This window comes from Paraburkholderia sp. USG1 (genome assembly GCF_031570135.1).
In the GTDB taxonomy this organism is placed as follows: domain Bacteria; phylum Pseudomonadota; class Gammaproteobacteria; order Burkholderiales; family Burkholderiaceae; genus Paraburkholderia; species Paraburkholderia dioscoreae.
The window spans coordinates 277,483-303,332 of record NZ_JAMWXW010000003.1 but is presented as its reverse complement, the minus strand read 5'-3'; the positions used below and the strand labels follow the sequence as shown (position 1 = coordinate 303,332).

Annotated in this window: 23 protein-coding genes; 13 read left to right on the top strand and 10 right to left on the bottom strand. The window is 63.9% G+C overall.

Annotation, left to right across the window (positions count from 1 at the left end):
- Positions 1–51 precede the first annotated feature (51 nt).
- The 4 genes from NE850_RS06050 to motA form a co-directional block, all read right to left on the bottom strand.
- Positions 52–339: a CsbD family protein gene (locus NE850_RS06050; RefSeq protein ID WP_007176561.1), complete on the bottom strand. Its 288-nt coding sequence runs from the start codon at positions 337–339 to the stop codon at positions 52–54.
- Between the two features lie 165 nt (positions 340–504).
- The gene (locus NE850_RS06045; protein WP_165187997.1) at positions 505–1,188 is read right to left on the bottom strand and encodes a Pr6Pr family membrane protein; all 684 of its coding nucleotides are present in this window, start codon (positions 1,186–1,188) and stop codon (positions 505–507) included.
- 90 nt (positions 1,189–1,278) lie between these two features.
- On the bottom strand, positions 1,279–2,268 hold the full coding sequence (motB, locus tag NE850_RS06040) for a flagellar motor protein MotB (protein ID WP_007176563.1): 990 nt from the start codon (positions 2,266–2,268) through the stop codon (positions 1,279–1,281).
- Positions 2,269–2,282: 14 nt separating this feature from the next.
- Positions 2,283–3,152 (bottom strand): flagellar motor stator protein MotA, encoded by an 870-nt coding sequence (gene motA / locus NE850_RS06035; protein ID WP_007176564.1) that lies wholly within the window; start codon positions 3,150–3,152, stop codon positions 2,283–2,285.
- 421 nt (positions 3,153–3,573) lie between these two features.
- On the opposite strand from motA, the gene NE850_RS06030 reads away from it, so the two are divergent.
- Both NE850_RS06030 and NE850_RS06025 read left to right on the top strand, forming a co-directional pair.
- A complete protein-coding gene (locus NE850_RS06030) occupies positions 3,574–4,587 on the top strand; it encodes a hypothetical protein (protein WP_007176565.1) in 1,014 nt (337 codons plus the stop codon).
- Positions 4,588–4,677: 90 nt separating this feature from the next.
- Entirely contained in the window at positions 4,678–6,090 is a 1,413-nt protein-coding gene (locus NE850_RS06025; protein WP_007176566.1) for a DUF2252 domain-containing protein, read from the top strand.
- A gap of 89 nt (positions 6,091–6,179) precedes the next feature.
- On the opposite strand, the gene NE850_RS06020 is transcribed toward NE850_RS06025, so the two are convergent.
- Positions 6,180–7,037 (bottom strand): polysaccharide deacetylase family protein, encoded by an 858-nt coding sequence (locus NE850_RS06020; RefSeq protein WP_165187999.1) that lies wholly within the window; start codon positions 7,035–7,037, stop codon positions 6,180–6,182.
- 375 nt (positions 7,038–7,412) lie between these two features.
- Here NE850_RS06020 and NE850_RS06015 point away from each other — a divergent pair, with 375 nt between their 5' ends.
- The 7 genes from NE850_RS06015 (at position 7,413) to NE850_RS05985 (ending at position 12,866) form a co-directional block, all read left to right on the top strand.
- On the top strand, positions 7,413–8,177 hold the full coding sequence (locus NE850_RS06015) for an SDR family oxidoreductase (RefSeq protein WP_007176568.1): 765 nt from the start codon (positions 7,413–7,415) through the stop codon (positions 8,175–8,177).
- Between the two features lie 77 nt (positions 8,178–8,254).
- Complete coding sequence (locus NE850_RS06010; protein WP_035517098.1) at positions 8,255–8,440, top strand: oxidoreductase-like domain-containing protein; 186 nt, start codon at positions 8,255–8,257, stop codon at positions 8,438–8,440.
- A 121-nt stretch (positions 8,441–8,561) separates the two neighbouring features.
- The gene (locus NE850_RS06005; protein WP_007176570.1) at positions 8,562–9,431 is read left to right on the top strand and encodes an NAD-dependent protein deacetylase; all 870 of its coding nucleotides are present in this window, start codon (positions 8,562–8,564) and stop codon (positions 9,429–9,431) included.
- 41 nt (positions 9,432–9,472) lie between these two features.
- Positions 9,473–10,078 carry a pyridoxamine 5'-phosphate oxidase family protein gene (locus NE850_RS06000; RefSeq protein WP_007176571.1) on the top strand — a complete coding sequence of 202 codons (606 nt, stop codon included), beginning with the start codon at positions 9,473–9,475 and terminating at the stop codon, positions 10,076–10,078.
- A 14-nt stretch (positions 10,079–10,092) separates the two neighbouring features.
- Positions 10,093–10,725: a DUF938 domain-containing protein gene (locus tag NE850_RS05995; RefSeq protein ID WP_007176572.1), complete on the top strand. Its 633-nt coding sequence runs from the start codon at positions 10,093–10,095 to the stop codon at positions 10,723–10,725.
- 148 nt (positions 10,726–10,873) lie between these two features.
- Complete coding sequence (gene gndA / locus NE850_RS05990; protein WP_007176573.1) at positions 10,874–12,283, top strand: NADP-dependent phosphogluconate dehydrogenase; 1,410 nt, start codon at positions 10,874–10,876, stop codon at positions 12,281–12,283.
- A 265-nt stretch (positions 12,284–12,548) separates the two neighbouring features.
- Positions 12,549–12,866 carry a DUF4148 domain-containing protein gene (locus tag NE850_RS05985; protein WP_007176574.1) on the top strand — a complete coding sequence of 106 codons (318 nt, stop codon included), beginning with the start codon at positions 12,549–12,551 and terminating at the stop codon, positions 12,864–12,866.
- A 176-nt stretch (positions 12,867–13,042) separates the two neighbouring features.
- Here NE850_RS05985 and NE850_RS05980 read toward each other — a convergent pair whose 3' ends face one another.
- Both NE850_RS05980 and NE850_RS05975 read right to left on the bottom strand, forming a co-directional pair.
- Positions 13,043–13,801, bottom strand: a complete 759-nt coding sequence (locus NE850_RS05980; protein WP_007176575.1) for a DUF2968 domain-containing protein — start codon at positions 13,799–13,801, stop codon at positions 13,043–13,045.
- A gap of 163 nt (positions 13,802–13,964) precedes the next feature.
- Entirely contained in the window at positions 13,965–14,285 is a 321-nt protein-coding gene (locus NE850_RS05975) for a hypothetical protein (protein WP_007176576.1), read from the bottom strand.
- A gap of 249 nt (positions 14,286–14,534) precedes the next feature.
- Between NE850_RS05975 and NE850_RS05970 the strand changes: the two genes are divergently transcribed.
- The 3 genes from NE850_RS05970 to ltaE all read left to right on the top strand — a co-directional run bounded on the left by NE850_RS05970 (position 14,535) and on the right by ltaE (position 16,927).
- Positions 14,535–14,846: a cupin domain-containing protein gene (locus NE850_RS05970; RefSeq protein WP_007176577.1), complete on the top strand. Its 312-nt coding sequence runs from the start codon at positions 14,535–14,537 to the stop codon at positions 14,844–14,846.
- Positions 14,847–15,000: 154 nt separating this feature from the next.
- Positions 15,001–15,771: a peptidoglycan DD-metalloendopeptidase family protein gene (locus tag NE850_RS05965; RefSeq protein ID WP_007176578.1), complete on the top strand. Its 771-nt coding sequence runs from the start codon at positions 15,001–15,003 to the stop codon at positions 15,769–15,771.
- A 148-nt stretch (positions 15,772–15,919) separates the two neighbouring features.
- A complete protein-coding gene (ltaE, locus tag NE850_RS05960) occupies positions 15,920–16,927 on the top strand; it encodes a low-specificity L-threonine aldolase (RefSeq protein WP_035516512.1) in 1,008 nt (335 codons plus the stop codon).
- Positions 16,928–17,031: 104 nt separating this feature from the next.
- On the opposite strand, the gene NE850_RS05955 is transcribed toward ltaE, so the two are convergent.
- Together NE850_RS05955 and NE850_RS05950 are read right to left on the bottom strand one after the other, a co-directional pair.
- Positions 17,032–18,399, bottom strand: a complete 1,368-nt coding sequence (locus NE850_RS05955) for an MFS transporter (protein WP_197740304.1) — start codon at positions 18,397–18,399, stop codon at positions 17,032–17,034.
- A gap of 275 nt (positions 18,400–18,674) precedes the next feature.
- Positions 18,675–21,368 (bottom strand): enterotoxin A family protein, encoded by a 2,694-nt coding sequence (locus NE850_RS05950; protein WP_310698527.1) that lies wholly within the window; start codon positions 21,366–21,368, stop codon positions 18,675–18,677.
- A 758-nt stretch (positions 21,369–22,126) separates the two neighbouring features.
- Here NE850_RS05950 and NE850_RS05945 point away from each other — a divergent pair.
- Entirely contained in the window at positions 22,127–24,580 is a 2,454-nt protein-coding gene (locus tag NE850_RS05945) for a glycogen/starch/alpha-glucan phosphorylase (RefSeq protein ID WP_007176582.1), read from the top strand.
- Between the two features lie 108 nt (positions 24,581–24,688).
- On the opposite strand, the gene NE850_RS05940 is transcribed toward NE850_RS05945, so the two are convergent.
- Entirely contained in the window at positions 24,689–25,780 is a 1,092-nt protein-coding gene (locus NE850_RS05940; RefSeq protein ID WP_007176583.1) for a hypothetical protein, read from the bottom strand.
- Positions 25,781–25,850: the final 70 nt, after the last annotated feature.

Genomic DNA, 25,850 nt, shown 5'->3' with positions numbered 1-25,850 from the left:
AGAACGGGCGATCGCGTGAAGCAGATCGCCCGGTATCGGCCGCGTTGAAGATCAACGGCGATAGTCGCGCTCAGAGGCGCCGTGTGCCCACAGCGCGCCGGCCACGAAACCCGCAAGCGCGACCACCGCAATGGCGGTGAATGGGCTTTCCGCCGTGGTCTCGCGCACGAGGCTGGTGGTGCTGGCGCACAGTTGCTGCGCTTTGCCGCTGAGCTCCCTAGCCTTGCCGGCCAATTGCGTGCCGGGATCGCCCAATACGTCGCCCACCGCGCCCTGAACCTTGCCCGCGACTTCCTTGACTGCGCCTTCTGCCGAATTGGCTGCCGAATTGGTGTCCATACGATTTTGCTCCCATTGTCATATTTACGTGTGAGCCACTGCAGCGCGCAATACGCCCACACCAGGGTTTCGCGCATGCCGCCCGGAAAGCGCGGCTCACGTCCACCAAACAGGGCGCAAGAAGCGCGCCCGCCAAAGGAGGAACCCGCAAAGCGGCTGCGGATGTCAGCGCCGGCGCCGCGAATTGATTCCCACGAATACGGCCATCAGCATGATAAAGCCGCCGAACAGCAGGGCCGAATTCACCACGACATGCCTGAGCCCAAGCATCTCGACGTTGATGAACGGATAGGGATAGAAATCCGACAGACTCGCGCGCCAGAAGGTCACCCCGAGATAGGCCAGCGGATATACCAGCCACAACAGGCAATGCCGCAGCTTCAGATGAAAGCGCGGCACGAACAGCACCCAGTAGAGCGCGGCCAGCATCGGCAGGGCGCTGTGGAGCGATTCGTTGAGCAGCAACCGGAACGCTGCCGGCGACCACAAACCGCGCAGCAGCAGGTTATAGGCGATGCCGACGAACACCATATAGACAACCACGGCGGTGACGACGGTAGGCTGCCGGAAAAACCGCGCAGGCGCCGATCTGTGCGAACGCAAGGCCACGCAGGTAAAACAGATCGCGCAGGCGAGTACCGTCAGATTCGTGAGGTAACTGCTCATACGCGCAAACCCGTCGAACACGGTCAGCCCGCGCGCGAGCGTGCGATCGATCGTCACGTCGGCTTGCGCGACGATGGAAATCCACGCAATGACGGCGACGATCGCCGCCAGCGTCACCGACGAAACACTGGGCGTATGCAGCGGAAGCTCGGGCTCCCGCGGCTCGGAAAGGACAGGGCGCATGCGTTCGATTCTATACACACCGCATGCGCTTTGCAGTGCGTGCTGCAGGGCGCATGCGCCGAACCGGCCTCGCGCGAGGCCGACAGAATACTACGGCGTGCCATGCGAACCGGTCACCGGCTGCAGGCGCCCGACTACCGCCGGAATCGCTGAACTCGCCGGCACGGCTTCGTCGATCGCGGTGCGCCCGCCGTCATGAAAGAATGCCAGTTCCGCGGCCTTGTTCAGGACCAGGATGCTGATGCGCCGGTTGGTCGGCTCATCGGCGATATTGCTGTTCAGCGGCAATACGTCCGCCAGTCCGCGCACCTGCAGCAGCTTTTCGCCATGCATGCCGCCGGCGACCAGCGCGCGGCGCGCGGCATTGGCGCGTTCGGACGACAGTTCCCAGTTCGAGTAACCCTCCGGCCCCGCGGTGTAGGGCACGGCATCCGTGTGGCCGGCAATCGAAATCCGGTTGTCGACGTCGTTGAGCGCCGCGCCGATCTGCGTGAGGATCGTCTCCGCATACGGCTGCAGCTTCGAACTGCCGGAAGGAAACATCGGCCGGTTCTGCGAATCGACGATCTCGATACGCAGCCCTTCGTTCGTGATCGAAATGCGGATCTGATCCTTGAACGCCTTCAGCGCGGGGCTCTGCTCGATCAGCGCGGTGAGCTTCGCCTTCAGTTGTTCGAGGCGCGCCGCGTCGGATGGCGCTACCGTCGGCGCGGCGGTGGCGGGCGGAGTCGGCTGCGTCTGGCTCTTTTTGCCGTCGCCGGGCCGCGTATCGGAGATGTCGCGGCCGCCGCCTTGCACCACGCTCGGCCGCGCCGCGGCCGTGCCTTCGTTACCGCCGATCAGGCTCGACAGCGGCGTGTTGAAATAGTCTTCGATACCCTGCTTGTCGTACTTGGACGTGGAGCCGAGCAGCCACATCAGCAGGAAGAACGCCATCATCGCGGTAACGAAATCGGCGTACGCGATTTTCCATGCGCCGCCGTGATGGCCGCCATGATCCTCGCCCTTCTTCGAGCGGCGCACGATCACAGGTGCCAGCGCCTGTTCCCCTTGCGACGCGCGCGAGTTTTTTTCGCTCATCATGCTGCTCCGCGTCAGGCCGACTTCGGCGTCTTGGTGGCGCGCACGGCGTCGTCGAGTTCCTGGAAGCTCGGGCGGTCGGCGGTGAACAGCACCTTGCGGCCGAACTCGACAGCGATCGCCGGCGCGTAGCCGGACAGCGACGCGAGCAGCACGGCCTTCACGCACTGGTAAGGCTTGCCTTCGGCACGGCCTTTGGCGGTGAGCAGATCGGCCAGCGGGCCGATAAAGCCATACGCGAGCAGAATGCCGAGGAACGTGCCAACCAGCGCGCCCGCAATCATCTCGCCGAGCACGGCGGGCGGCGCGCCGACCGAACCCATGGTGTGCACCACGCCCATGACCGCGGCGACAATGCCGAAAGCGGGCAGGCCGTCCGCCATTTTCTGAATGGCGTTGGCCGCGACTGCAGATTCCGCGTGATGCGTGGCCAGTTCCTCATCCATCAGATCCTGTACTTCGAGCACGTTCACATTGCCGCCGGACATCATGCGCAGATAGTCGACGATGAAGTCGAGCAGATGATGATCCTCCAGCACATGCGGATACTTCTGAAAAATCACGCTGTCTTTCGGCGCGCCCACTTCGGCTTCGAGCGACATCATGCCTTCCTTGCGCGCCTTCTGAAGCAACTCGTAGAGCAGGGCGATCAGTTCAAGGTATTTTTCCTTGGTATAGCCCCCGCCTTTGAAGCATGACGGAATCGCCTTGATGGTTTTCTTCAGCGTGGAAGTAGGGTTGCTCACGACAAACGCACCGATTGCCGCGCCGAAGATGCACAGTAGTTCGAATGGCTGAATGAGCGCCGGCAGATGGCCGCCCACGCCGATAAAACTGCCTAACACGGAACCGATCACCAAAACCCAGCCGATTGCAACAAACATACTCTCTCCGATTATCTTGCGCGGCCCACGTTCGACCAGAAAAGCCCTTGCTTCAAGGGTTTTCCGGTGCGTCACAAATCTCTGTATGTACTGGTAAACGGCGTGATCCGATGGTGCTGAAGTGCTGGTCTGGCTGAAACGGGAAATAAGTTCACTGATCGGTTAATTTTTTGACTATACGCAGGTAAATTCGTCCGCGTCTTGCGATGTCGCCGTCGCAATTCGTGTTTGCTGTTCCGCTAAAAGCCCGGGCAATATGCCGCTGTTGCCAGAACGGATAGGTAACCTTTTTACCGACCGGTCTGGTAGCATGACGATCGATTTGTACCGACGGCCGTTCTCGCGGCGCTTCGTCGCGTGATGGCCCCGTCGTCTATCGGCACCGGCAGCGCTAGCGACTCAACCGGGGAGGAATTGCCGCATGCGGAAACTGAGATCTGCTGTCCAAAGTTGGCTGGTGCCTACGGCGGCCGCCGGCATGACGGGCCTCAGTCTGCTGTTCGTCCCAACGCCCGGTCACGCTCAGGAGTTCTCGCTATTCGGCGGCGGCTCGCGTGCGGGCAGTACCAACACCTATACGTGGGCCTTCAACTATCAGGAAGGCTTGGGGCAATATTTCGCCGCCAGCTTCACGTGGCTCAACGAAGGGCACATTCCCGATCACCACCGCGACGGTCAGATGATCCAGTTGTGGGGGCGCATTCCCGTGGGCAGCCCGCAATTCGTTCTGCAGGCGGGCGTCGGCCCGTACCGGTATTTCGACACGACCACCGCCGGCCAGGGCGGCAGTTATTCCGATACTCACGGCTGGGGCGTGGTGTATAGCGTGCGCGCCGCGTACTACGCGTCGAGCCGCTGGATCACGCAACTCCAGTTGAATCGCGTGCATGTGCAGCGCGGACCGGATGCGACCAGCGTGATGTTCGGCGTCGGCTATCAACTCGACGCTCCGGGCTCGCCCGGTCCGCGCGACTGGGCAAGCGGCAGCACGCACAAGGTCACCAACAACGAAGTGGCGTTGTATCTCGGCAAAACCATTGTGAATTCGACCAGTTCGCCGAGCGCGTTCGGCGGCGCGATCGAGTACCGGCGCGGCCTCGCGAAGTATCTCGACGTAACGGTCGGCTATCTTCACGAAGGCAGCAGCAAGGTGGCGCGCCGCGACGGTTTCACCAGCCAGTTGTGGGCCACCCGCGCGTTTCTCAACGACAAGGTCGCGCTGGCGCTCGGCCTCGGCGCCTACTATGCGATCAACGAGAACGAGAACAGCGCGACGCCCGGACCGGGCGCCGGCAAGTTCTCCGGCCTCGTTACGATCGCGGGCTCGTATCGCCTGAGCGACCACTGGGACGCGCGGCTCGAATGGAACCGCGTCGTGACCCGCTATGATCGTGATTCGGACGTGATTTTCGGTGGTCTGGGCTATCGTTGGTGAAGGCTCACGGCGTCAGGCGTCAAGTGTTGTCGTGCCAGCAGAAGCAGTCTCTCGAACCGCAAGTCAAGACTCGGAACAACGGAGAACAGCATGAAAGCCAGCACCATCGCCGAGCGGGAGGCCCGTGGCCGCGCCGCCCGTGAGCACTCGAAACGTTCGAGCCATAAAGCGGTAGGCGAACTGCATCGCAATCCGATCGAGTTGCTCAAGCAAAGCAGCGAAGGCCGCGTGCATAACCTCGTGCCGCTGCGTTATGGACGCATGGCTGTGTCGCCTTTCACGTTCTTTCGCGGCACCGCCATCTTGCAGGCACACGATCTCAGCAAGGTGGGCGACACGGGTTTGACCATGCCGATCTGCGGCGACGGCCATCTGATGAATTTCGGCGGTTTCGCCACGCCCGAGCGGCAACTCGTTTTCGATCTGAACGACTTCGACGAGGTGTCGGTCGGGCCGTTCGAGTGGGATCTGAAACGTCTCACCGCGAGCCTCGTCGTCGCCGCGCGTCACATGCGTCTGAGCCGGGGCACGGCGGAGAGTCTGGTGATGACGGCGGTTACCGAATATCGCGATCGCATGGCACAGTACGCGCAGTGCGGCGCGCTCGAACTCTGGTACGACCGCATTACCTTCGAGTTGATGGCGGAGACCGCGTTGACGCCCGAACGCCGCCGCACTGTGCGGCGCGGCATGGAAAAGGCCGCGAGCCGGACGCACGAAAGCCTGCTCGAGAAAATGGCGGAGCACGACGGCGGCCGCTGGACGATCCGCGACGCGCCACCGGCCCTGTTTCACGTACTGGGCGCCAACACGCTGTTCACACCGGAGGAGACCGAAGCGTTCCGAGGCTCGAACTGGCGCAAGATGCTCGAACGCATGTGGGGTGACTACGTGAAGACGCTGTCGCACGACCGGCGCGAACTGCTGGACCATTTCACCGCGCAGGATCTCGTGTTCAAAGTGGTGGGCGTCGGCAGCGTCGGCACGCGCTGCCTGGTGATGCTGATGGTCGATCACATGGGCAAGCCGCTGTTCCTGCAAATCAAGGAGGCGCGGCCCTCTGTGATCGCGCAGTTCTACAAGTCGCCGGCCATCAGGCATGAGGGCGAACGCGTCGTGCAGGGACAACGCATGCTGCAGGCGGCAAGCGATATCTTTCTCGGCTGGGCGGCGGGGCCGCTCGGGCGGCACTTTTACTTTCGCCAGTTACGCGACATGAAGCTGTCGGCGAACATCGAGTTATTCGACAACGACCTGCTGGACGGCTACGCGCGCCTATGCGGCTGGATCATGGCGCGCGCGCATGCGAAGGCGAGCGGGCAGGCAATCGAAGTGAGCGCGTATATCGGCCGTGGCGACCAGTTCGCGGAAGCGCTCGCGGGATATGCGATGACTTACGCGGACCAGGTGGAACGCGATTACGACGTGTTCCTGAAGGCATGCCGCGGTGGTGAGCTGGAAGCGCGCACGGACGAAGACATGGCGGCGGATTTCCGCGTGTAGCCGCCGCTTTCGCATGGCTCGCCGGGCTGCTTTGCGAGCGAGCCGCGCAGCCAGCATGCGCTGCGCCTTACACACGTGCGTGCTCGTGCTCAGTTGTCGAGACGCGCCTCGCGCAACGTCACGAAACGCAGATGCCGCAGTCTTGCCGCGCGGATCACGCGCGGCAAGACTGCGAGGATCAGCGGCATGCCCTCGGCCGTGAGCGCTGCGTTGCCGTCGTGCAGCAGGAGAATGTCGCGCGGCGCGAGGCCGTCGAGCAGGCGCCGTGTGACCACGTCGGGATCGCGCTCGCGTGTGTCGTAGCCGCGCCGCGTCCACGCCGCGAGCCGCAGGTCGAGGTTGCGCAATACCGGTTCGAGAAAGATGTTGCGCAAGCCGGCCGGCGCGCGGAAGAACATGGGCCGCTCGCCGCTCAGTGCTTCGAGCGTGCGTTGCGCGGCGTCGATCTCACGCGTGAGCGCGCCGGGAAACGTCACGGAAAACGTATGCGTGTGAACCTGCGAGTGGTTTTCGAGCGCATGGCCGCGCGCGACGATCTCGCGTGTCAGGTCCGGGTAAAGCTGTGCCTTTGCGCCGATGCAGAAGAACGTGGCGCGCACGCCGAAGGCGTCGAGCAGATCGAGCACTTGCGGCGTGACGAGCGGATCCGGACCGTCGTCGACGGTCAGCGCGATCGCGTCGGCATTACGCGCGGCAGCGGGCAGGCGTGTCCAGTTCGGGCCGAGCAGCGAGGTGCGCGGCAGCAGGCCGGCCACCGTGAAAATGGCGTGATTCGCAAAAATCGCGGCTAGCCACCAGCGCCACGCGGCGGGCGCGAGCAGCCATCCGGCCAGCACGAACACGTGCCATGCGGCGGTGGCCGTGAGCATCGCGGGATAGCCGGTGCGCGGCCAGCGGGACAGCGGCGCGTGGCGGGCGCCGTGCGGCGGCGTGGAGAGTTCTTTCATAAAACGTGCTTCCTGTCTTCCTTCCTCCTTCCTGGGAAGGCCTTGAATTGCGCGCGTGACGCGCAACAGCAAACGATACCATCGATGCGTACCGCGACGCGCCCGCCCGCAGGAACAGTTACCGATGAAAGCGCGCTGAAAGACGTGACAAGGCGGCATGGATTCGCAGGCCGGTGACCAGGGTGGGCACTCTTCCGCGGAGAGCCTGTTGCGGCAGACGAACGATCAGAAGGACACGAACGTGCGCCTGATCAGCGCAGAAGACCGCGCGGAATCGTTCGTCGACTTGAAGACCGGCCGCGCGTGCATTTGTGATGGACGACCCGCTGTTGTATGGTGCTAAATCGCACCATCTGTACAACGAGGAGACGTGTCGTGACGGGAACGGGAATCAAGAAGGTCGCGCTGGTAACGGGCGCGGGCAGCGGGATCGGCCGGGCGTGCGCGCTCAGGATGCTGGAGCACGGCTATAGCGTGGTGCTGGCCGGCCGCCGCCAGGAACTGCTCGATGCCGTGGTCGAGGAGGCGCAGCATCTCGGCGGCGACGCTCTCGCCGTGGCGTGCGACGTCACCGACGCGGGTAGCGTCGCCGCCTTGTTCGACACGATCCGCGAACGGCGCGGCCGTCTCGACGTGCTGTTCAACAACGCGGGCCGCAATGGTTCGCCCGTCGATATCGACGAACTGGATATCGACGAATGGCGCTCGGTGGTCGACACCAATCTCACCGGCGTATTCCTGTGCACACGCGCGGCCTTCGGTCTGATGAAAACGCAGAGTCCGCGCGGCGGGCGCATCATCAACAACGGCTCGATCTCGGCGCATGCGCCGCGGCCGCACAGCATTGCCTACACGGCGACCAAGCACGCCATTACCGGCCTCACCAAAGCCGTGTCGCTCGACGGCCGCCAATACGACATCGTCTGCGGGCAGATCGACATCGGCAATGCGGCGACGGAAATGGCCGCCCGCATGGCGCGCGGCATACCGCAGGCCAACGGCGAGATCGCGGTCGAGCCGCTGATGGATGTTCAGCATGTGGCCGACGCCGTGCTGCACATGGCCGAACTGCCGCTCACGGCGAACGTGCAGTTCATGACGATCATGGCGAGCAAGATGCCGTTCGTCGGCCGGGGTTGACGGCGCGGCGCGCACAGCAAGCCGCGCGGGATCCACTTATACTGGGCGCTTTCCGCTCCGATGGATTGCGATTCGCCGTGCCCCGAACCACACTTGAGGACGACCCGCAGCCGGTGCCTCCCGCGCAGCCCGATCTCGACGACTGTTGTCATAGCGGCTGCAATCCGTGTGTTTTCGATCTCTACGACGAAGCGCTGGAACGTTATCGAGTCGCGTTCGCCGCATGGCAAGCGCGGCAGCACACACGGCAACAGGCGCAATAGGTGCAATAGGTGCAACAAGCGCAGCGCATGACGGCAGCGCGGCGCGGCAAGCCGCGCACGCGCCGTTGAACGGCGCTCAGGGTTTCGCCTCGAGCGCCGCAGCCCTTCACCATGCTCCGTCATGACCGACCTTCAGTCCGCGCCTCTCGAACCTCTCAATGAATCGCATACGCTGGACGATCTGCATCGTTTCGTGCAACGTTATCCACGGCTGTTCGTGCTGACCGGCGCGGGCATCAGCACCGATTCGGGCATTCCCGGCTATCGCGACGACAATGGCGAATGGAAACGTTCGCCACCTATCACGCTCCAGGAGTTTCTCGGCACGCCCGCCATGCGCCAGCGCTACTGGGCGCGCAGCATGGTCGGCTGGCCGGTGGTCGCGCATGCCGAGCCCAACGCGGCACACACCGCGCTCGCCCGGCTCGAAGCGGCCGGTCACGTGCCGACGCTGGTGACGCAGAACGTCGACGGTTTGCATCAGCGGGCGGGCAGCCGCGAGGTGATCGAACTGCACGGCGGTATCAACGGTGTGACGTGTCTGGACTGCGGCATGCAACACTCGCGCGCGTCGATCCAGCAGACGCTCGAAGCGGACAATCCCGCGCTTCTGAACGTGACGGCCGAAACCGCCGCGGACGGCGACGCGCATCTCGAATGGCACGATCTTGCCGGCTTCCGCGTTCCGGCCTGCCCGAACTGCGGCGGCTTGCTGAAGCCGGCCGTGGTGTTCTTCGGCGAAAGCGTGCCGAAGGAGCGCGTAGAAGCGGCTTCGCATGCGCTTGACGCGGCGGACGCCGTGCTGGTGGTCGGCTCGTCGCTGATGGTCTACTCCGGCTTCCGCTTTTGCGTGTGGGCGCAGAAGCAGGGCAAGCCGGTGGTCGCGATCAACCTGGGGCGTACGCGCGCGGACCCGCTGCTGTCGCTGAAAATCGCGGCGCCGTGCGCCGATACGCTGACCGAGCTGGCCGCCCGGCTGGCGCTGGATTGAACAGGCTGCTCCGACAGAAACGCACCTCGAAAGGACAACCCATGCTGACGACGATCGCGCAACTCGAAGCCCTCTACGGTCAGCCGCACGAGCGCGCAGTGCGTAAAGAGATCCCGTACATCAATGAAGACTATCGCGCGTTCATCGAAGTCGCGCCGTTCGCCGTGCTCGCCACCGCCGGGCCGGAAGGCCTCGACTGTTCGCCGCGCGGCGACGCGCCGGGTTTTGTGCGCATCGTCGACGAACGCACGCTCGCGCTGCCGGACCGTATCGGCAACAATCGGCTCGACAGTCTGCGCAATATCATCGCCGAGCCGAGTCTGGCGCTGCTCTTCATCATTCCCGGCGTGGGCGAGAGCCTGCGCGTGAACGGCCGCGGCCGCATTACCAATGATCCGCAATGGCTGGACAGTTTTGCCGTCGAAGGTAAACTGCCGCGCACCGTGCTGCTGATCGACGTGGACAGCGTCTATTTTCATTGCTCGAAAGCGTTGGTGCGCTCGAAACTGTGGGATCCGGCGCATTACGTCGAACGTTCGCGGCTGCCGAGCGCGGGCGAGATTCACCGGCGCATCAACGGCATGCAGTTCGACGCGGCCACCTATGACCGCGAGCTCGCTGAACGTGTGCGCACGGCCTTGTACTGAAACCTAAGGTGAACATGACGGATTCCCAAGCGGCATTGCGGCAACGTTCGCCATCCGCCGAACGCAACCGTGAACCGATTCTCGCCGTGCTGCGCGAAGCACTGCCGGCCACCGCCCGCGTGCTCGAAATCGCGAGCGGCACGGGCCAGCATGCCGTCTGCTTTGCCCGCGCCATGCCCGGTCTCGACTGGCAACCAAGCGATGCCGATCCTGCCGCGCGCGCTTCGATCGCCGCGTGGATCGCGCACGAAGGGCTCGCAAACGTGCGCGCGCCGCTCGCGCTCGACGTGCATCAGCCCGACTGGGGCGTAGACACGTTGGACGCCGTGGTGTGCATCAACATGATTCACATCTCGCCGTGGAGCGCGACGCAGGCGCTGTTCGCGGGGGCGAGCCGCCGTCTCGTCGGCGGCGGCGTGCTGTATCTGTACGGTCCTTACAAACGCGGCGGCGCGCATACGTCGCCGAGCAACGATGCTTTCGATCAGCAGTTGCGCAGCCGCGACCCGGCATGGGGCGTGCGCGACATGGAAACCGTGGTGGGCCTGGGCGCTTCGGTCGGATTCGTGTGCGATGAGCCGCTCGCCATGCCGGCCAACAATTTCAGTCTGGTGTTCCGGAAACGCACGGACGCGGCGCGGGTCTGACAAACGTTCGACGCAGCGAGTGGCGCGCTGCCCACCGGCTGCCGGTCAGCGGCAAGTCGGCATTTCTTTTATTCTTTCACCCTCGACGTCCCGCTGATGTTCCTTCCGGCGCGGCGTCACGACATTTTTTGGACTCTGGAGAATTCACATGAGCAAACAGGCAATCGGCGTGGTGGGGCTGGCGGTCATGGGCCGCAATCTGGCGCTCAACATCGAGAGCCGCGGCCATGCGGTGTCGGTGTTCAACCGTAGCCGCGAGAAAACCGACGAACTCATCGCCGAATATCCGGACAGGAAGCTGGTGCCGGCCTTCACGCTGGAAGAATTCGTAGAGTCGCTGGAAAAGCCGCGCCGCATTCTGCTGATGGTCAAGGCGGGCGAGGGCACCGACGCCACGATCAACCAGTTGAAACCGCTGCTGGACAAGGGCGACATTCTGATCGACGGCGGTAACACGCATTTCACCGACACCATCCGGCGCAATCAGGATCTCGCGAAGTCAGGTTTGCACTTCATCGGCACGGGTGTGTCGGGCGGCGAAGAAGGCGCACTGAAAGGCCCGTCGATCATGCCGGGCGGCCAGCGCGACGCCTACGACCTCGTGGCCCCGATTCTCACCGAGATCGCCGCGAAGGCGCCGGACGGCGAGCCATGCGTCGCCTACATGGGACCGGACGGCGCGGGCCACTTCGTGAAGATGGTGCACAACGGCATCGAATACGGCGACATGCAGCTGATCGCGGAAAGCTACGCGGTGCTCAAGCAGGTGGTCGGACTTTCGAACGAGGAGCTCGGCAAGGTCTACACGGAGTGGAATCAGGGCGAGCTCGACAGCTATCTGATCGAAATCACCGCGAAGATTTTCAGCAAGAAAGATGAAGAAACCGGCAAGGATCTGGTCGACGTGATTCTCGATCGCGCCGCGCAGAAGGGCACCGGCAAGTGGACCAGCCAGAACGCGCTCGACCTCGGCGCGCCGCTGCCGCTGATTACCGAAGCCGTGTTCGCGCGCGTGCTGTCGTCGCTGAAGACGCAGCGCGTGGCCGCGAGCAAAGTGCTGGAAGGGCCGCAGGCCAAGCCGCTCGGCGCCGAGCGTGAGGCGTTCATCGAATCGGTGCGGCGCGCGTTGTATTTCAGCAAGGTGATTTCGTACGCGCAAGGCTTCGCGCAACTGCGCGCCGCCTCGGAAGAGTACAAGTGGGATCTGGACTACGGCACGATCGCAAAGATTTTCCGCGCCGGCTGTATTATCCGCGCCCGCTTCCTGCAAAAGATCACGGACGCTTATACGAAGGACAAAGCGATCGCCAATCTGCTGCTCGATCCCTATTTCCGCGACATCGCGAAGAACTACCAGTCGGCCTTGCGCGAAGTCGTGATCGCGGCGGTCAACGCGGGCGTGCCGGTGCCGGCTTTCGCGTCGGCGATCGCGTACTTCGACGCCTATCGTTCAGAACGCCTGCCGGCGAACCTCGTGCAGGCGCAGCGCGATTTCTTCGGTGCGCATACTTTTGAACGTATCGACAAGCCGGGCAGCTTTCACGCGAACTGGAGCTGAGCGTTTGAATGGCTGCCCGGCGCGTCCTTATGACAAGGCGCGCCGGGCAGCGCCAGTGCTTGAAATTGAGATAGCGAATTATTGCTGAAAGCTATTGGGCAGATAGCCGCACGGCGTGGCGCGTCGGCTACTATTGCGATTTTCGAAATAGAGTTTCGTCGTTTTAGGGGTTTCCCCTAGGTGTCGACACTCCTAAACTTCTACTTAACCGCTGCGAGACACTAAGTCCGAAGCGCATTAAAAACAAGTTCTGGAGGTTTACATCATGAAGTCCCTTATCTCTGCAGTTGTCGTTGCCGCCGCTCTGGTTGCCCCGGTCGCTTCGTTTGCTCAATCGAATCAGCCGGTTACGCGCGCTCAAGTTCGCGCTGAACTGGCTCAACTGGAAAAGGCCGGCTACAACCCGGCGGGCGATCAGATCAACTACCCGGCTAATATCCAGGCTGCCCAAGCGCGTGTCGATGCTCAAAACGGCACCGCTCAGGCCGTGAACAGCGGTTACGGCGCCCCCGCCGTCGGCACCTCGCAAGCTGGCCGCCCGGTGAGCAGCACCGACCGTAACTCGGTCTACTTCGGCAACTAATTCACGCCGAAACTGTTGGAATCGCCGCCTGCCTGGATAGCAGGCGGCGCGCAAATGGAAACGCCGTCCGGATTGCCGGGCGGCGTTTGTCGTTTACGGCGCGGCACGGCCGCAGGCATGTGCCGCTATCTGTCTATTGCTGCGAACAGCGGCGCATGGTTTTCGCCGCCGGCGATTCAGCGGCTCGGCAGATGCGGAATCGCTTCGTTGCTAGTCAGATTGAGCTGGTGAATCTGCCGATGCGTCTTGTTCAGATGCGCCTGCGCGGCTACGCGTTGTGCTTCCAGTTGCGAAACATCCTTGCGCACCTGATGCTGCCGGCTCGCTACCGTCTGCTCCTGCGTGCCGCGCCTTTGCAGCTCGCTGCGCAGCCGCTCAGCCTGTACCTCGGACCGGGCGATCATCCGCGCCAGCTGTTCGTTCTGCGCCTCCAACTGGGCGCGGCGCGTTTCGCCGTCCGAGAGTCGCGTCGCCTGTTCTTCGAAATGATGAAAGGCGGCTTCGGCGGCTTCGAGATCGGCGGCTTTGAGCGCGCGCCACAGCGAGCCGTCCTGATACAGGGCGACGTAGTACGCCAGTTCCTTCGCGTGAAACAGCAGGCTGACCGAATACGCAAAGCTGCGGAACACGCGGAACGGCGTCAGCGCTTCTTCTTCGGCGAGCCACTCGACCTCCGCCGTGTCGGCGATCTGCACGCCGCGTGAGCTGACCTGCGACGGCACCACGGGCACCGGCCGCAAGGTCGTCACGGGACGGGCCGGCCTCGGCGACGAGGCCGGCGCCGCGGCGTCCGCGCAAGCCGCCTCGGCTGCCGCGGCAAGCGTTGCCCCCTCGTTGTCGTCGGGCGATGAAGGAGCGCAGGCGCTTGCTCGCGCATCCTGCACGAGATGCGATGGGCCTGCCAGCACGCTGCGGCGGTTCAGGAGACTTTTCACGGCGGTCCTCCGGTTGAGTCGCCCGAAATCTGCAAACGGTGCCGACAGTGAAGCAGGCCGGGTAGTGTGGCAGGCCAGGCGGTGAGTGAAACGGGGCGGACCAGCGGCGCCGGTGAGCGGACGCCGGGTGCGCGGCAATGCGGGTGTAATCGGGAACGAACGTCTAATGCAGCGGACGATGCCGGCGGCCTATTTCATCGAACAGCGCACGGCTGGGTTCGAGCGCGAGCAGCCAGGATTCGTCGTAGCCGCTCAGATTGTCGAGCGCCTCGCGCAGCCGCTCGATCGCCACGGCAGGGATCTCGACGCTGGCTTCGACGCCGCTCGACAATCCCGCGATGCTTGCCAACTGTACCAGCGCGTCGGCGGCCTCGGCCACGTCGGCGGCGAAAACCAGGTGTGTGTTCAGGAGTTCCACCAGACCGGGCGACGCCGCAATGTCGTCCACGTTGAGCTGCACGGCCAGAAAAGTGGCTTTGTTCATCCTCAACTCCCTTGCAGAATTCAGACGTTTTTGCGTACGGCGGGCCGTGGCAGCAAGACTGAGTATAGGGCAGGGCTCAAAGGATTCAATAATCACACGAATGGGCCGCGCGGCCCGACGCCAGCGAGCAGGCGAGCCGCCGCACCTATAATGAGGCCAGCCATACATGACTCGCGCTGGCATGAGCGGCCCGCCATGCCCCGTGGGCCGTGACTGGCGACGTTGTCTTTCCTCCACGGCCTGGTGACCATGAAGATCATTCGCAGCAGGGATTTCACCGCGACGCGCGCCTGGGGCGCGCTCGATATCGCCAACATGGGCGGCATTACGACGCGCCTGCATTGGACCGATCAGCCCTATAAGTGGCATGTCAACGATGGCGAGGAAGTGTTTGCCGTGCTCGATGGCCGCGTCGAGATGCGTTATCGCGAAGGCGGTGTCGAACAGTCGGCCGTTCTCGAAACGGGCGACGTGTTTTACGCTGCGGTGGGCACCGAACATGTGGCCCATCCGCTCGGCGCGGCGCGCATTCTGGTGGTGGAGGCAGAGGGCAGCGTCTGAACGTTGGCGGAAGGCCGATGCCATGTGGGGCGGTCGTCGCCGCGCACGGCGGCATAATGGTTAACCGCTGCCGGGCCTTCGAGACGGGCGGCATGGCAAATGCTTGGCCATCGATTGAATCCGATTGATTGAACGAAGAGTCGAGGAAAATCACATGACAAGACCATGGCAATTAACGGGGATCCGGTGGCTCACAGCGGCCGCGCTCGGCGTGATGTTCAGCGGCTGCACGACCATGCCGTGGGAGAGCACGCCGTTTTACAGCAGCACGCCGTCACGTCCGACCACGCTCAGCACGGTTCCCGTTCCTGCCGGTTTCTACCGGGTCAATCCGGGCGACACGATCGGCGGCATTGCATCGGCCTACGGTCGCAAACCCCAGGAAATCGCCGCGTGGAATGGCCTCGCGGTCAACGCCGCGGTTACTCCAGGGCAAGTATTGCGGGTGTCTCCGCCGATGGCCTCGGGCAGCGTGGTGACGCCGCCGGTCGCCGTCGGGCCGAATGGTTCACCCGCGGCGCCCGGCGCCCCGACGGCGTCCGCCGGACCGCAGCAAGGCGTGTTGCAATGGCCGCTGCGTGGACCGGTGCTGAAAGCCTTCGCGCCGGGCAAGTCGAACGGCATCGTGATCGGCGGAAGACCGGGCGATCCGGTCAAGGCTGCCGCCACCGGCCGCGTCGTCTATGCGGGCTCGGGTATCGAGGCGTATGGCCCGCTCATCATCATCAAACACGACGATTCGCTGATCACCGCGTATGGGCAGAACAGCACGCTGCTGGTGAAGGAGGGCGACGCGGTCGCGCAAGGGCAGACCATCGGCGAAGTCGGGGTGGACAGCCGCGGCGTGGCGTCGATCCAGTTCGAGGTCCGTCAGAACGGCCAGCCGGTCGATCCGCTCGCGTGGCTGCCGAAGTCGGGTGGGTGACGCATCTTTTTAGCGCGATTTCGGCGCTGCGCGAATTGAATATACTGTGTGGCTAAACTGCCTGCGGCAGGTTCGCTGCGTCGATAGCGGCGCAGCGGCGGCGACCGGCCGCCGCAGGCGGTCATTCATGGACGCACAGGGACACACAATGATCGATTTGCGCAGCGATACCGTAACCCGTCCGACTCCCGCCATGCTCGCGGCCATGTCGGCCGCTGAAGTCGGCGACGACGTCTGGGGCGACGACCCCACCGTGCTGCGTCTGCAGGCCACGGTTGCCGAGCGCGCCGGCAAGGAGGCGGGCCTGTTCTTTCCGAGCGGCACGCAAAGCAATCTGGCCGCCTTGATGGCGCATTGCGCGCGCGGCGACGAATACATCGTCGGCCAACTCGCGCATACCTATAAGTACGAAGGCGGCGGCGCGGCAGTGCTCGGCAGCATCCAGCCGCAGCCGCTCGAGAATGCCGCGGACGGTTCGATCCCGCTAGAGAAGATCGCCGCCGCGATCAAGCCCATCGACAATCACTTCGCACGCACGCGGCTGCTGGCGTTGGAAAACACCATCGGCGGCAAGGTGCTGCCGCCCGCTTATGTGGACGAGGCAGTGCATCTGGCGCGTCAGCGCGGCCTGTCGGCTCACCTCGACGGCGCGCGCGTCTACAACGCGGCCGTTGCTTCGGGCAAGCCGGTCGCCGCATTGTGCGAGCCGTTCGATTCGATCTCGATCTGTTTTTCGAAGGGACTGGGTGCGCCGGTCGGCTCAGTGCTGGTGGGCAGCCAGGCGCTGATCGACGTGGCGCAGCGCTGGCGCAAGGTGCTGGGCGGCGGCATGCGTCAGGCCGGCATCCTGGCGGCGGCTTGCCTGTACGCGCTGGATCACAATGTGGCGCGTCTCGCCGACGACCACGCACACGCCGCGCATCTGGCAGCGGGTCTGGAAGGCATCGAGCATGTCAAGGTGCAGTCGGTCGCCACCAACATGGTGTTCGCGCAGTTTCCGCAGCAGCATTGCGCGCCGCTCGAAGCGTGGCTCAAGGAGCGCGGTATTCTCACGCAGATGCTGTACGCGTCGCGATTCGTGACGCATAAGGATGTGACGCGTGGGGATATCGATACGTTTATTGCCGCGGTGAAAGCGTATTTCGCGGCACGCTGAGTGTTTGGCACGGTCGCGCGCGGTTAGGCGCGGTTAGGTAAAGCCGCAGGAATCAGCCAGAACAAAGCGGACGCACTGAATTGCACCCCAGCGCGCCCGTTTTTTCATTTCATCGACGCTTTCGCATGCCCGCCCGACCGATGCGACGGCACGAGCAGGCGCAACCCGCTCGCCAGGCTTGCCGCGCCGGCAAAGAAAGCGCCGCTGCCGAGCGCCAGCGTCGGCCCATGCCGGCCGGCAATCCCGAAGCTCAACGCGACCAGCGCCGCGCCGGTGGTCTGCCCAAGCAGCCGCGCGGTCGCGACAATGCCGCTCGCGCCGCCGCTGCGTTCGGGCGGTGCGCTCGCCATCAATGCTTTCAGATTCGGCGACTGGAAGAAGCCGAAGCCCGCGCCGCAAACCGCCATGCGGATGCCGATGTCGAGAACATGCGGATGAACCGGCAGCAGCGCCAGCGACGCCATGCCCGCCGACAGCACCGCGAGGCCGATCGCGCCGAGCAAGCCCGGCGGATAGCGATCGGACAGGCTGCCCGCCAGCGGCGCGGCCAGCGCGACCACCACCGGCCATGGCGTCATCAGAAAGCCGGTTTCGACCTGACTGCGATGCAGTACACCCTCGAAGTAAAACGGCAGCGAGACGAACGCCAGCCCTTGCGCGGCGAACGAGCATACGGCCGTCACCGCCGACAGGGCGAACACCGGCCGCCTGAACAGATCGACCGGCAGCATCGGCGCCGGGTGGCCGGTTTCGCGGCGAATCAGCAGGAGCCCGAACACCACCGCGATCGCCGCCGCGCTCAGCACCAGTTGTGTCGAAGCACGCTGGGCCGCCTCGCCGAGCGCGAAGATCAACGCAGCGAAAGTAACGACGTTCAGAAGCGCCGCGACCGGATCGAAGTTGTGCTTGCCGCGCTCGGTGTGCGGCAACGCCGGCCATGCGAAACCCAGCGCCAGCAGGCCGAGCGGCACGTTGACCGCGAACAGCCACGGCCATGCCGCGACCGACAGAATCAGTGACGCCACCGTCGGCCCGACCGCGAACGATACGCCGACGACCAGCGCGTTGGTGCCGAGGCCGCGTCCGAGCCGGTGGGGCGGATACAGGTAGCGGATCAACGCGGTATTCACGCTCATGATCGCGCTCGCACCGAGCCCTTGCATGATGCGGGCGGCAGCGAGCAGCGGCAGCGTCGACGCCAGCGAACACGCCAGCGACGCCAGCGTGAAGAGCGCAATCCCGCTGATGCAGATCCGCCGATGCCCGACGATATCGCCGAGCGCGGCGAGCGGCAGCAGAGTCGCGACCATCGCGAGCTGATATGCGTTGATGATCCACACCGACGCCGCGGGCGCCGCATGCAGATCCGCGGCAATGGAGGGCAGCGCGGTATTGGCGATCGCGGTATCGAGTGTGGCGAGCGCGACGCCGAGCATGATCGCGGCCAATGCTCGGCGGTTGGCGGCGGACAGCGGGGCGTCCGCAGGGAAAGGCCGGGTGGCGGAGAGACTGGGTTTGTCGGACAAGGCGTGGCTCGTCGGGTTAAGCATGCCGACGCACCGCACGAGTCGAGGAGCGCGGCGCGGGAGCGGCAGGGTTGTGTGGCGTGAGGCGCGCACGGCCTGAGTACGGCTTTCGAGGCTTTCAGGCGGGCGCGCGGCGAATGTAGCGATTGTTACAGAGACGCGGAAATCGTGCTGAGCGTGCCGGAATTTCCCGCTATCGACCGCGGGCACTCACAGGCAATTCACATGTAGCTCTGACCCGTGCGCCGGCGCAGCAAGTCGTCCCGCTTCTCGTTGTCCAGCACACGCTGCCACGTTCGAGCGGGCGTGTCGTAATTCGACGTGATCCCGTTTTGCAGCATCAGGTAGGTTTCGTGCCCCGTCGCTGGATCGATCTGCGCGCGCCATACCGGCGTGCCGCCTAACGTGCGCACCTCCAGCGTAGTGGGGCCGCTCGCTACGGCGTAGAAGCCATCCTTGAACAGCCACGCGGCGTTGTGCGCCGTAAGCCATTGGCGGGCGGCGGCGGCATTGCCCTGCGCAATGTGATCCGGATAAAACAGGAAACCGGAGCCCTGCTGCGACTTCACGCCAGGCACGCTGGTGACGAAATGCGACACGCCGTCCGGCAACGCGCTGTCCGGGTTCTGGTAGAACCGGTAAAGCTGCTCGGGACTGCCTGCCGTGGAGTTCCTGAACGTGGCGAGGGGGACCGGAGGTTCCACGTTGTTTCCGGACGAATCGCTGAACCGCCAGCTCTGCCGGGCCGTCAGTCCGGACCGCCCCTGGGGCGGCGCGACGTAGGGCGTATAGGCTACGGCGCCTTCCGTGAGCAGCTTGCGGTCCTCGACGTGAATCATGGCACCGGTCTTCGGATCATGGAAAAACACGCCGTTGAGGCTGCCGGCGCCAGGATTCGAACCGATGTATGCATTCCCGTCGCCGTCGATGCGCAGCACCTTGTTGTAATCGCTTGCCAGATGGATGCGGCCGTCGTCGCCCATGCGGAAGCGGTCTTCTCCGCCGTTGGCCGGCGACCGGTCGATGGAGGGATAGCCTGCGGCGAAGTTCAGTCGCGCCTGATTGTCGGCGCCGCCATTGGCCCAGTCCGTTCCGATGGTCACGGGGCCCCGATAGGCGAGATGATTCGCCTGGTCATTCACTCTTTGCTGTATGTCGGCATTTGCATGCTGGTAGAACCTCGCCTGCATCAGGGCGGGATTCTCGTTCGGCCGGTAGAGTGTCTTACCGTCCTGCTGGAACGGGGTGACGAACGGACGATGCTCGGCGTCGGCCCACGCCGGGTTGTCCGGCGAGAAATGCGCCAGTTGCGGTTGCGCACCGGCAGTGCGGGTCTCGTCATAGATATCCCAGCGATAGTCCGGGTTGGCGACGTACGGCCCCAGCTTGCCGTTCTCGTACTTCTGCCAGCCGCGGATCTGCGTGTAGTCGAGATGGCCCATTGCAGCCACTTCGCCGTCGCGCGGGGCACGCGCGTGCTCGCTGCCAAGACTGCCCTGTACGTCGACCATGTTGGGCGACGGAGCAACGTAATAGACGTAGCCCTTCTTCGCGGCCGTCGCATCGATACGCGCCTGCGCCGCGGCCCGTCCGGTGAACGTGCCGACGTAGCCGCCGCCGTCGGTGGCCGCCGGGTTGCCCGCCACGATGGAGTCGTGCAGGTCAAGGTTGGTATTGTGAAGCGGGGTGTCTTCGACCGAAAAGCCCTGCTGCTCCTTGAGCTGAGCGGGACTCGTCTGCGACGGCCGGAAAAGCGCGAATGGATGATCAGGCTGGTCCACGCCGGTGGCTCGCCTGAATTCGGTACGTGGTCCGCCGTCCCAGCCTGACGGGTCCGGCTGGTCGAAATCCGGAGGCGGAGGCAGTTGGCCCGGATCCGTCGGCGCGAGCACGGGGGGCCGCTCGTTGCCGAAAGCGCGAAGCGCGGCATTCTGCATCATTTCCCGGTGGGCGTCCGGCGCGACGCCGGTATAGGCGCGCCAGGTGAGCGGGTCTGCATAGTAGGTCGTCCATGCCTCGGTAACGCCGCCGAAATTCGCGTAACCATGCTCGTAGAGCGCGTTGATGGCGGTGGCGAGCGAGTCGAAGCCTTGATATCTGAACGCGCCGTGACTTGTGTCGTAAAGCTGGTATTCATCGTTCCGGTAGTCTGCCGACCGGTTGACTCGCTGGATGATGATCGCATGGTGACTTCCGTCCCCAAAGCTCAAGGTCACGTCCGTGAACGTATCCTGCGCCGTGCCCAACCCGTCGTGCGACGGAAGTGGGGTCGAAAAGTGACGTTGCAAATCGTTGACGAGAGCTCCGGGGGTTGTCAATTCATTGCGGCCCTGGCGCATTTCGTAGCCTGGCACATCACTCGGCGGCGCATCCTCGTGCGCCGTTTGCAGACGGTGAATTTCGTCGAGTGTCGACGACCGCGTTGAGGGCGCAAGAAGGCGCCGATAAACAGCGTCGGTCGCTCCCATCAAGTCGAGCGAGCGACCCTCGATGATCTTGTGCATGGCCAGCCAGGACAGACCCGCGCACTGATCATCCAGCACATCCGGCTGCCTGGCCGCCGAATCGAGGGTTTCTATATTCAGGCCATTCTCTCCTGCGGCGGAACCCGCGTAAGCCTGGTAAGTGTCCTCAAACGGATCGTGAACGGGAGGCGTCTGCCGCTTGACCCGGGCGTCGGGAGGCGTACCGCTCGCAACCAGAGGCGCTGCCGGCCGGTTGGCCGCAGCGTCTGCGCCCGGTCGGACACCGTGGGCCGACCCTTCCCTTCGGGCGACGTCCGGAGGCAATGGTGCCGCGCCGGACGGGTGCATGGTCGCGGCGGCCCGGCGCGTTTTGAAGACGAGGCTCGCAAAGGCGGATGGGGGGCGGGGCTGATGCGCGAGCGTGCTTGCGTTCTGCGTCTGGGACGTCACACCTTGAATTTGCGTCGAACCCTTCCGCTCGTCCTCTCCGGTTCGTGCGCCGCGCGATGCGCCAAATGACGGGGCTCGTGTTTGCCGGTCCGTTAGCTGGCCGTCCGGCGTCGCATTCGGGTTCGTATCGTTGAAATTCGTGGGGCGGTTACCTGCTGCCGAAATCGTCATCGCTGCACCTCTCGCTGGTTTCTCACAGGTCGCGTCGCCCTTGAGCGGAGCGGGCAACTGTGACCATGAAACCAGACACGACGGAGTGACAGGTAGTAACGGGGTAAGTCAGAAAGTCCTGATTAATGCAACTAACGGTCAAGTTCGCGCAGCGTCCACAAGCTGACCGGCACCCCGCGTACTGCACGCCCTTGCTCCACAACCGCCCGGCAGGCTAGGCGCCCTGATTTGAACACGCATCGAGCCCATCGGGTCGTTCATCCGCGCGTCACGCCGCTAAAAAATAATCGTGTTGTGTCCCATCCAATGCGCATCACGCGATTCGCAGTCGTTGGTCTTGTTTGCGCAGCCGATGCACGCGCGCAGTGCCATGTAGGCGCGGCTTGCACCGCTCGTGTGCGGAAAAACGGCGCGCCGCCCTATGCAGCCGGGCATGGCATGTGCGTGAGAAGCGCTCGCGCTCGCCGGTCTCCGGTGGTCGTAAAATGTCCTACTCTGTTTCTTAACCCGCCTGACCGGCACGCGCCTCCCGTCCGTCATCTGTGCGGTTCGCGTATGCCGCGTCGCTCATTTCCCCGGAGGCTTCGATGACAGCCGTCGATCTGGAATTCGACCAGCTCAACAGTACCGTCGACGCGCTACGGCGCTCAATTTCCAACCGCATGATGTATGGCGTCGGCAAGGACGCCGTCACCGCGCATCCGCACGACTGGCTGCACGCCGCGGCGCTCGCCGTGCGCGACCGGCTGGTCGCGCGCTGGATGAAGACCACGCGCCTGCAATACGAACAGGACGTGAAGCGCGTCTACTACCTGTCGATGGAATTCCTGATCGGCCGGACCTTTACGAACGCCTTGCTGGCGCTCGGTATCCACGACCAGATGAAGGAGGCGCTCGCGAGTCTGGGCGTCGACATGCAGATGTTGACCGATATCGAGCCGGACGCCGCGCTCGGCAACGGCGGCCTCGGCCGGCTCGCGGCCTGTTTTCTCGATTCGATGGCGACGCTCGGCATTCCGGGTTTCGGCTACGGCATCCGTTATGAATATGGCATGTTCCGTCAGCAGATCGTCAACGGCGAGCAGGTCGAAGCGCCGGACTACTGGTTGCGCGCGGGCAATCCGTGGGAGTTTCCGCGGCCAGAAGTCACGTACATGGTTCATTTCGGCGGCCGCACGGTGCAGCGTGGCGACCATGTCGAATGGATCGACACCGAGCACGTGAACGCCACCGCGTACGACACAGTCATTCCCGGCTACGACACGGACGCGACCAACACCTTGCGTCTGTGGTCGGCGCGCGCGACCGAAGAGCTCGATCTGGGCGCGTTCAATCGCGGCGACTACCGCAACGCGGTCGACACGAAAAACATGTCGGAGAACGTTTCGCGTTTGCTGTATCCGGACGACTCGACACCGGCCGGCCGCGAACTGCGTCTGCGTCAGGAATACTTTTTCGTTTCGGCGACCATGCAGGATCTGATTCGCCGCTATCAGCGCACGCACAGCACGTTCGGGCGCTTCTCCGAAAAAGTGGCGGTGCATCTGAACGATACGCACCCCGTGCTGGCGATTCCCGAGCTGATGCGTTTGCTGGTGGACGTCCACCATCTGCAGTGGGACAAGGCGTGGAAGCATGTCACGCAGATTTTTTCGTACACGAACCACACGTTGATGCCCGAAGCGCTCGAAACGTGGGACGTCGAAATGCTCGCGCGCCTGTTGCCCCGGCATCTCGAGATCATCTTCGAGATCAATGCGCAGTTCCTCAAGCTCGTTAGCGAGCAGTCGGGTCATGACGGCGAGATGATTCGCCGCATTTCGCTCGTGGACGAATACGGGCAGCGGCGCGTGCGCATGGCGTATCTGGCAATTGTGGCGAGCCAGAAGGTGAACGGCGTATCGAAGCTGCATTCGCAACTGATGACTCGCGATATCTTTGCCGACTTCGCGCGCATCTATCCGGACCGCTTCACCAATGTCACCAATGGCATCACGCCGCGCCGGTGGCTCGCCCAGGCGAGTCCGCCGCTGTCGTCGCTGATCGACCAGAAGATCGGCAAGCACTGGCGCACCAATCTGTTCGAGCTGGAGCAGTTGCGCGAACTGCGTAACGACAACGGCTTTATCGACGCTTTCCGTGATGCGAAACGGCAGAACAAGCTGCGGCTCGTGCACCGCCTCGCGCATCACACCAAACTGCATTTCGATCCCGATGCGCTGTTCGATCTGCAGGTCAAGCGCATTCACGAATACAAGCGGCAGTTGCTCAACGTGCTGCATGTGATCGTGCGCTACAACCAGATTCGCGCGAACCCCGAGCGCGACTGGGTGCCTCGCGTGGTGCTGTTCGCCGGTAAGGCCGCGTCCGCTTACCGGATGGCCAAGACCATCATCAAGCTGATCGGCGACGTGAGCGAGAAGGTCAATCACGATCCGCTGATCGGCGATCGCATGAAAGTGGTGTTCGTGCCGAACTACGGCGTAAGCGTGGCGGAGCTGATCATTCCGGCTGCGGATCTGTCGGAGCAGATTTCGATGGCCGGCACGGAAGCGTCCGGGACCGGCAACATGAAGCTCGCGCTCAACGGCGCGTTGACGATCGGCACGATGGACGGCGCAAACATCGAAATCTGCGATGCGGTGGGGCGCGAGAACATGTTCATTTTCGGCTACACGGCGGACGAAGTGGACCGCCTGCGTGCCACCGGCTACCGGCCGCGGCAGATCTACGAAGAGAATCCGGAACTGCGCATGGCGCTCGACCAGATCCGCTCGGGCTTCTTCTCGCCGGACGATCCGCTGCGTTTCGCGGATATTTTCCACACGCTGGTCGACTGGGGAGATCACTACATGGTGCTGGCCGATTTTGCCGCGTTCGCGAAGGCGCAGGACGACGTGGACGCGCGCTTCGTCGACAAGCGTGCATGGACCGAAAGCGCGATCGAGAACGTGGCGGGCATGGGGCAGTTTTCTTCGGACCGCACCATCGGCGAATATGCCCGCGACATCTGGCATGTGAATCCGCTCAATATCGAATAGCGGGCGGACTGCCTCGTTCGGGTTCTGAAGCGTAAAGGCCGCGTGACTGTGCAGCGCGGCCTTTTCCATTGCCGCGAGTTGCGGCTCTCGTTGTCGTCTTTGCGGCGGCTACTGCACGAGCTTCTCGGCCTCGAGCGCGGCCCGCAGGCCCAGCTGGCCCTGCGGGAAATCGAAGAGCACGTCGATATTCTGCATGCCCATCAGACCGATCACGATGCGGTTGGCACCTGGTTTGACCTTGACGATCGTGACTTGCGCACCTTCATAACGGTGCATCCATTTGCCCGATCCGATCGCCGCATTGTAGTTGCCCTGATTGAGTACCTTGCCGACGTCGTCGTCGCCGGTCCAGTTCGGCGCCTTGTCCATTTCGATGCGGATCATGTCGGTGCTGGCGGTGGCGAACACCAGCGGCGCGCAAAAGGTCATCTTGTCGGCCACGTTGACGCAACCTCTCGGCCATTGCGCCGTACCGTCCTGCAGCACGGTCATCGGCACCATCGTGTAGTCCTTCGTGATCGCTTTCGACGGGCTCAGCACCAGGTAAGGCTTCGCGAAGTTCGCATGCACCAGATAGCGCTGCCCGACGTTGCCGGGCAAAGCACGCAGCGGTTGCGTGCAGCATGTGTCGTCCGGTTGCGCTGCGCCGATGCCGAAGAGACCCGAAAACGCCCAGCCGAATTCGGCGGTGTAGCCGTCCATGCCCACGCAGCGCCGGGAGGTGGACTGGCAGTTGACCACGTCGACGGCCTGCGCGTCGATTTGCGCCGGCTTCGTTCCCGCGATGCTCAGCGGCAATTTTACGGTCGCGCCGGACACTTGTGCGCCGTTCGTCAAGGGCAGCGAACTCACCGGCCCGGCGTTCGGATAGTTCGTGTTGGGCAAGACTGACTTCAGTACGCGCACGCCTTGCGTACCGGTATCCAGCGCGACATACACCGGCTTGCCGTCGAGTTGGATGGGCAGTCCGAGGCGCGCCTGATCTTTGTCGCCACGATCCACTTGCAGCGGAATCAGTAGGCCGTCGTTGCCGCCGTTGATCAGCGAGGCAGCCGGCGCAGGCGGCGTGGGCGTGGGGAAGGTAACGGCGCAACCGCCTAGCGCAACGAGCGCGAGGGTGACGACGAGCGCGGCCGCGCCGAAACGGCGCCGGCTGGGACGCAAATGCCGGCGCGCGGCACCATGAGACGACAGGAACATAGATTACGCTTTGCAAAAAGGTGTTCCCTGGCGAAGTCCAGGCGTCGCGAAGCACGTCGAGGCAATCCCA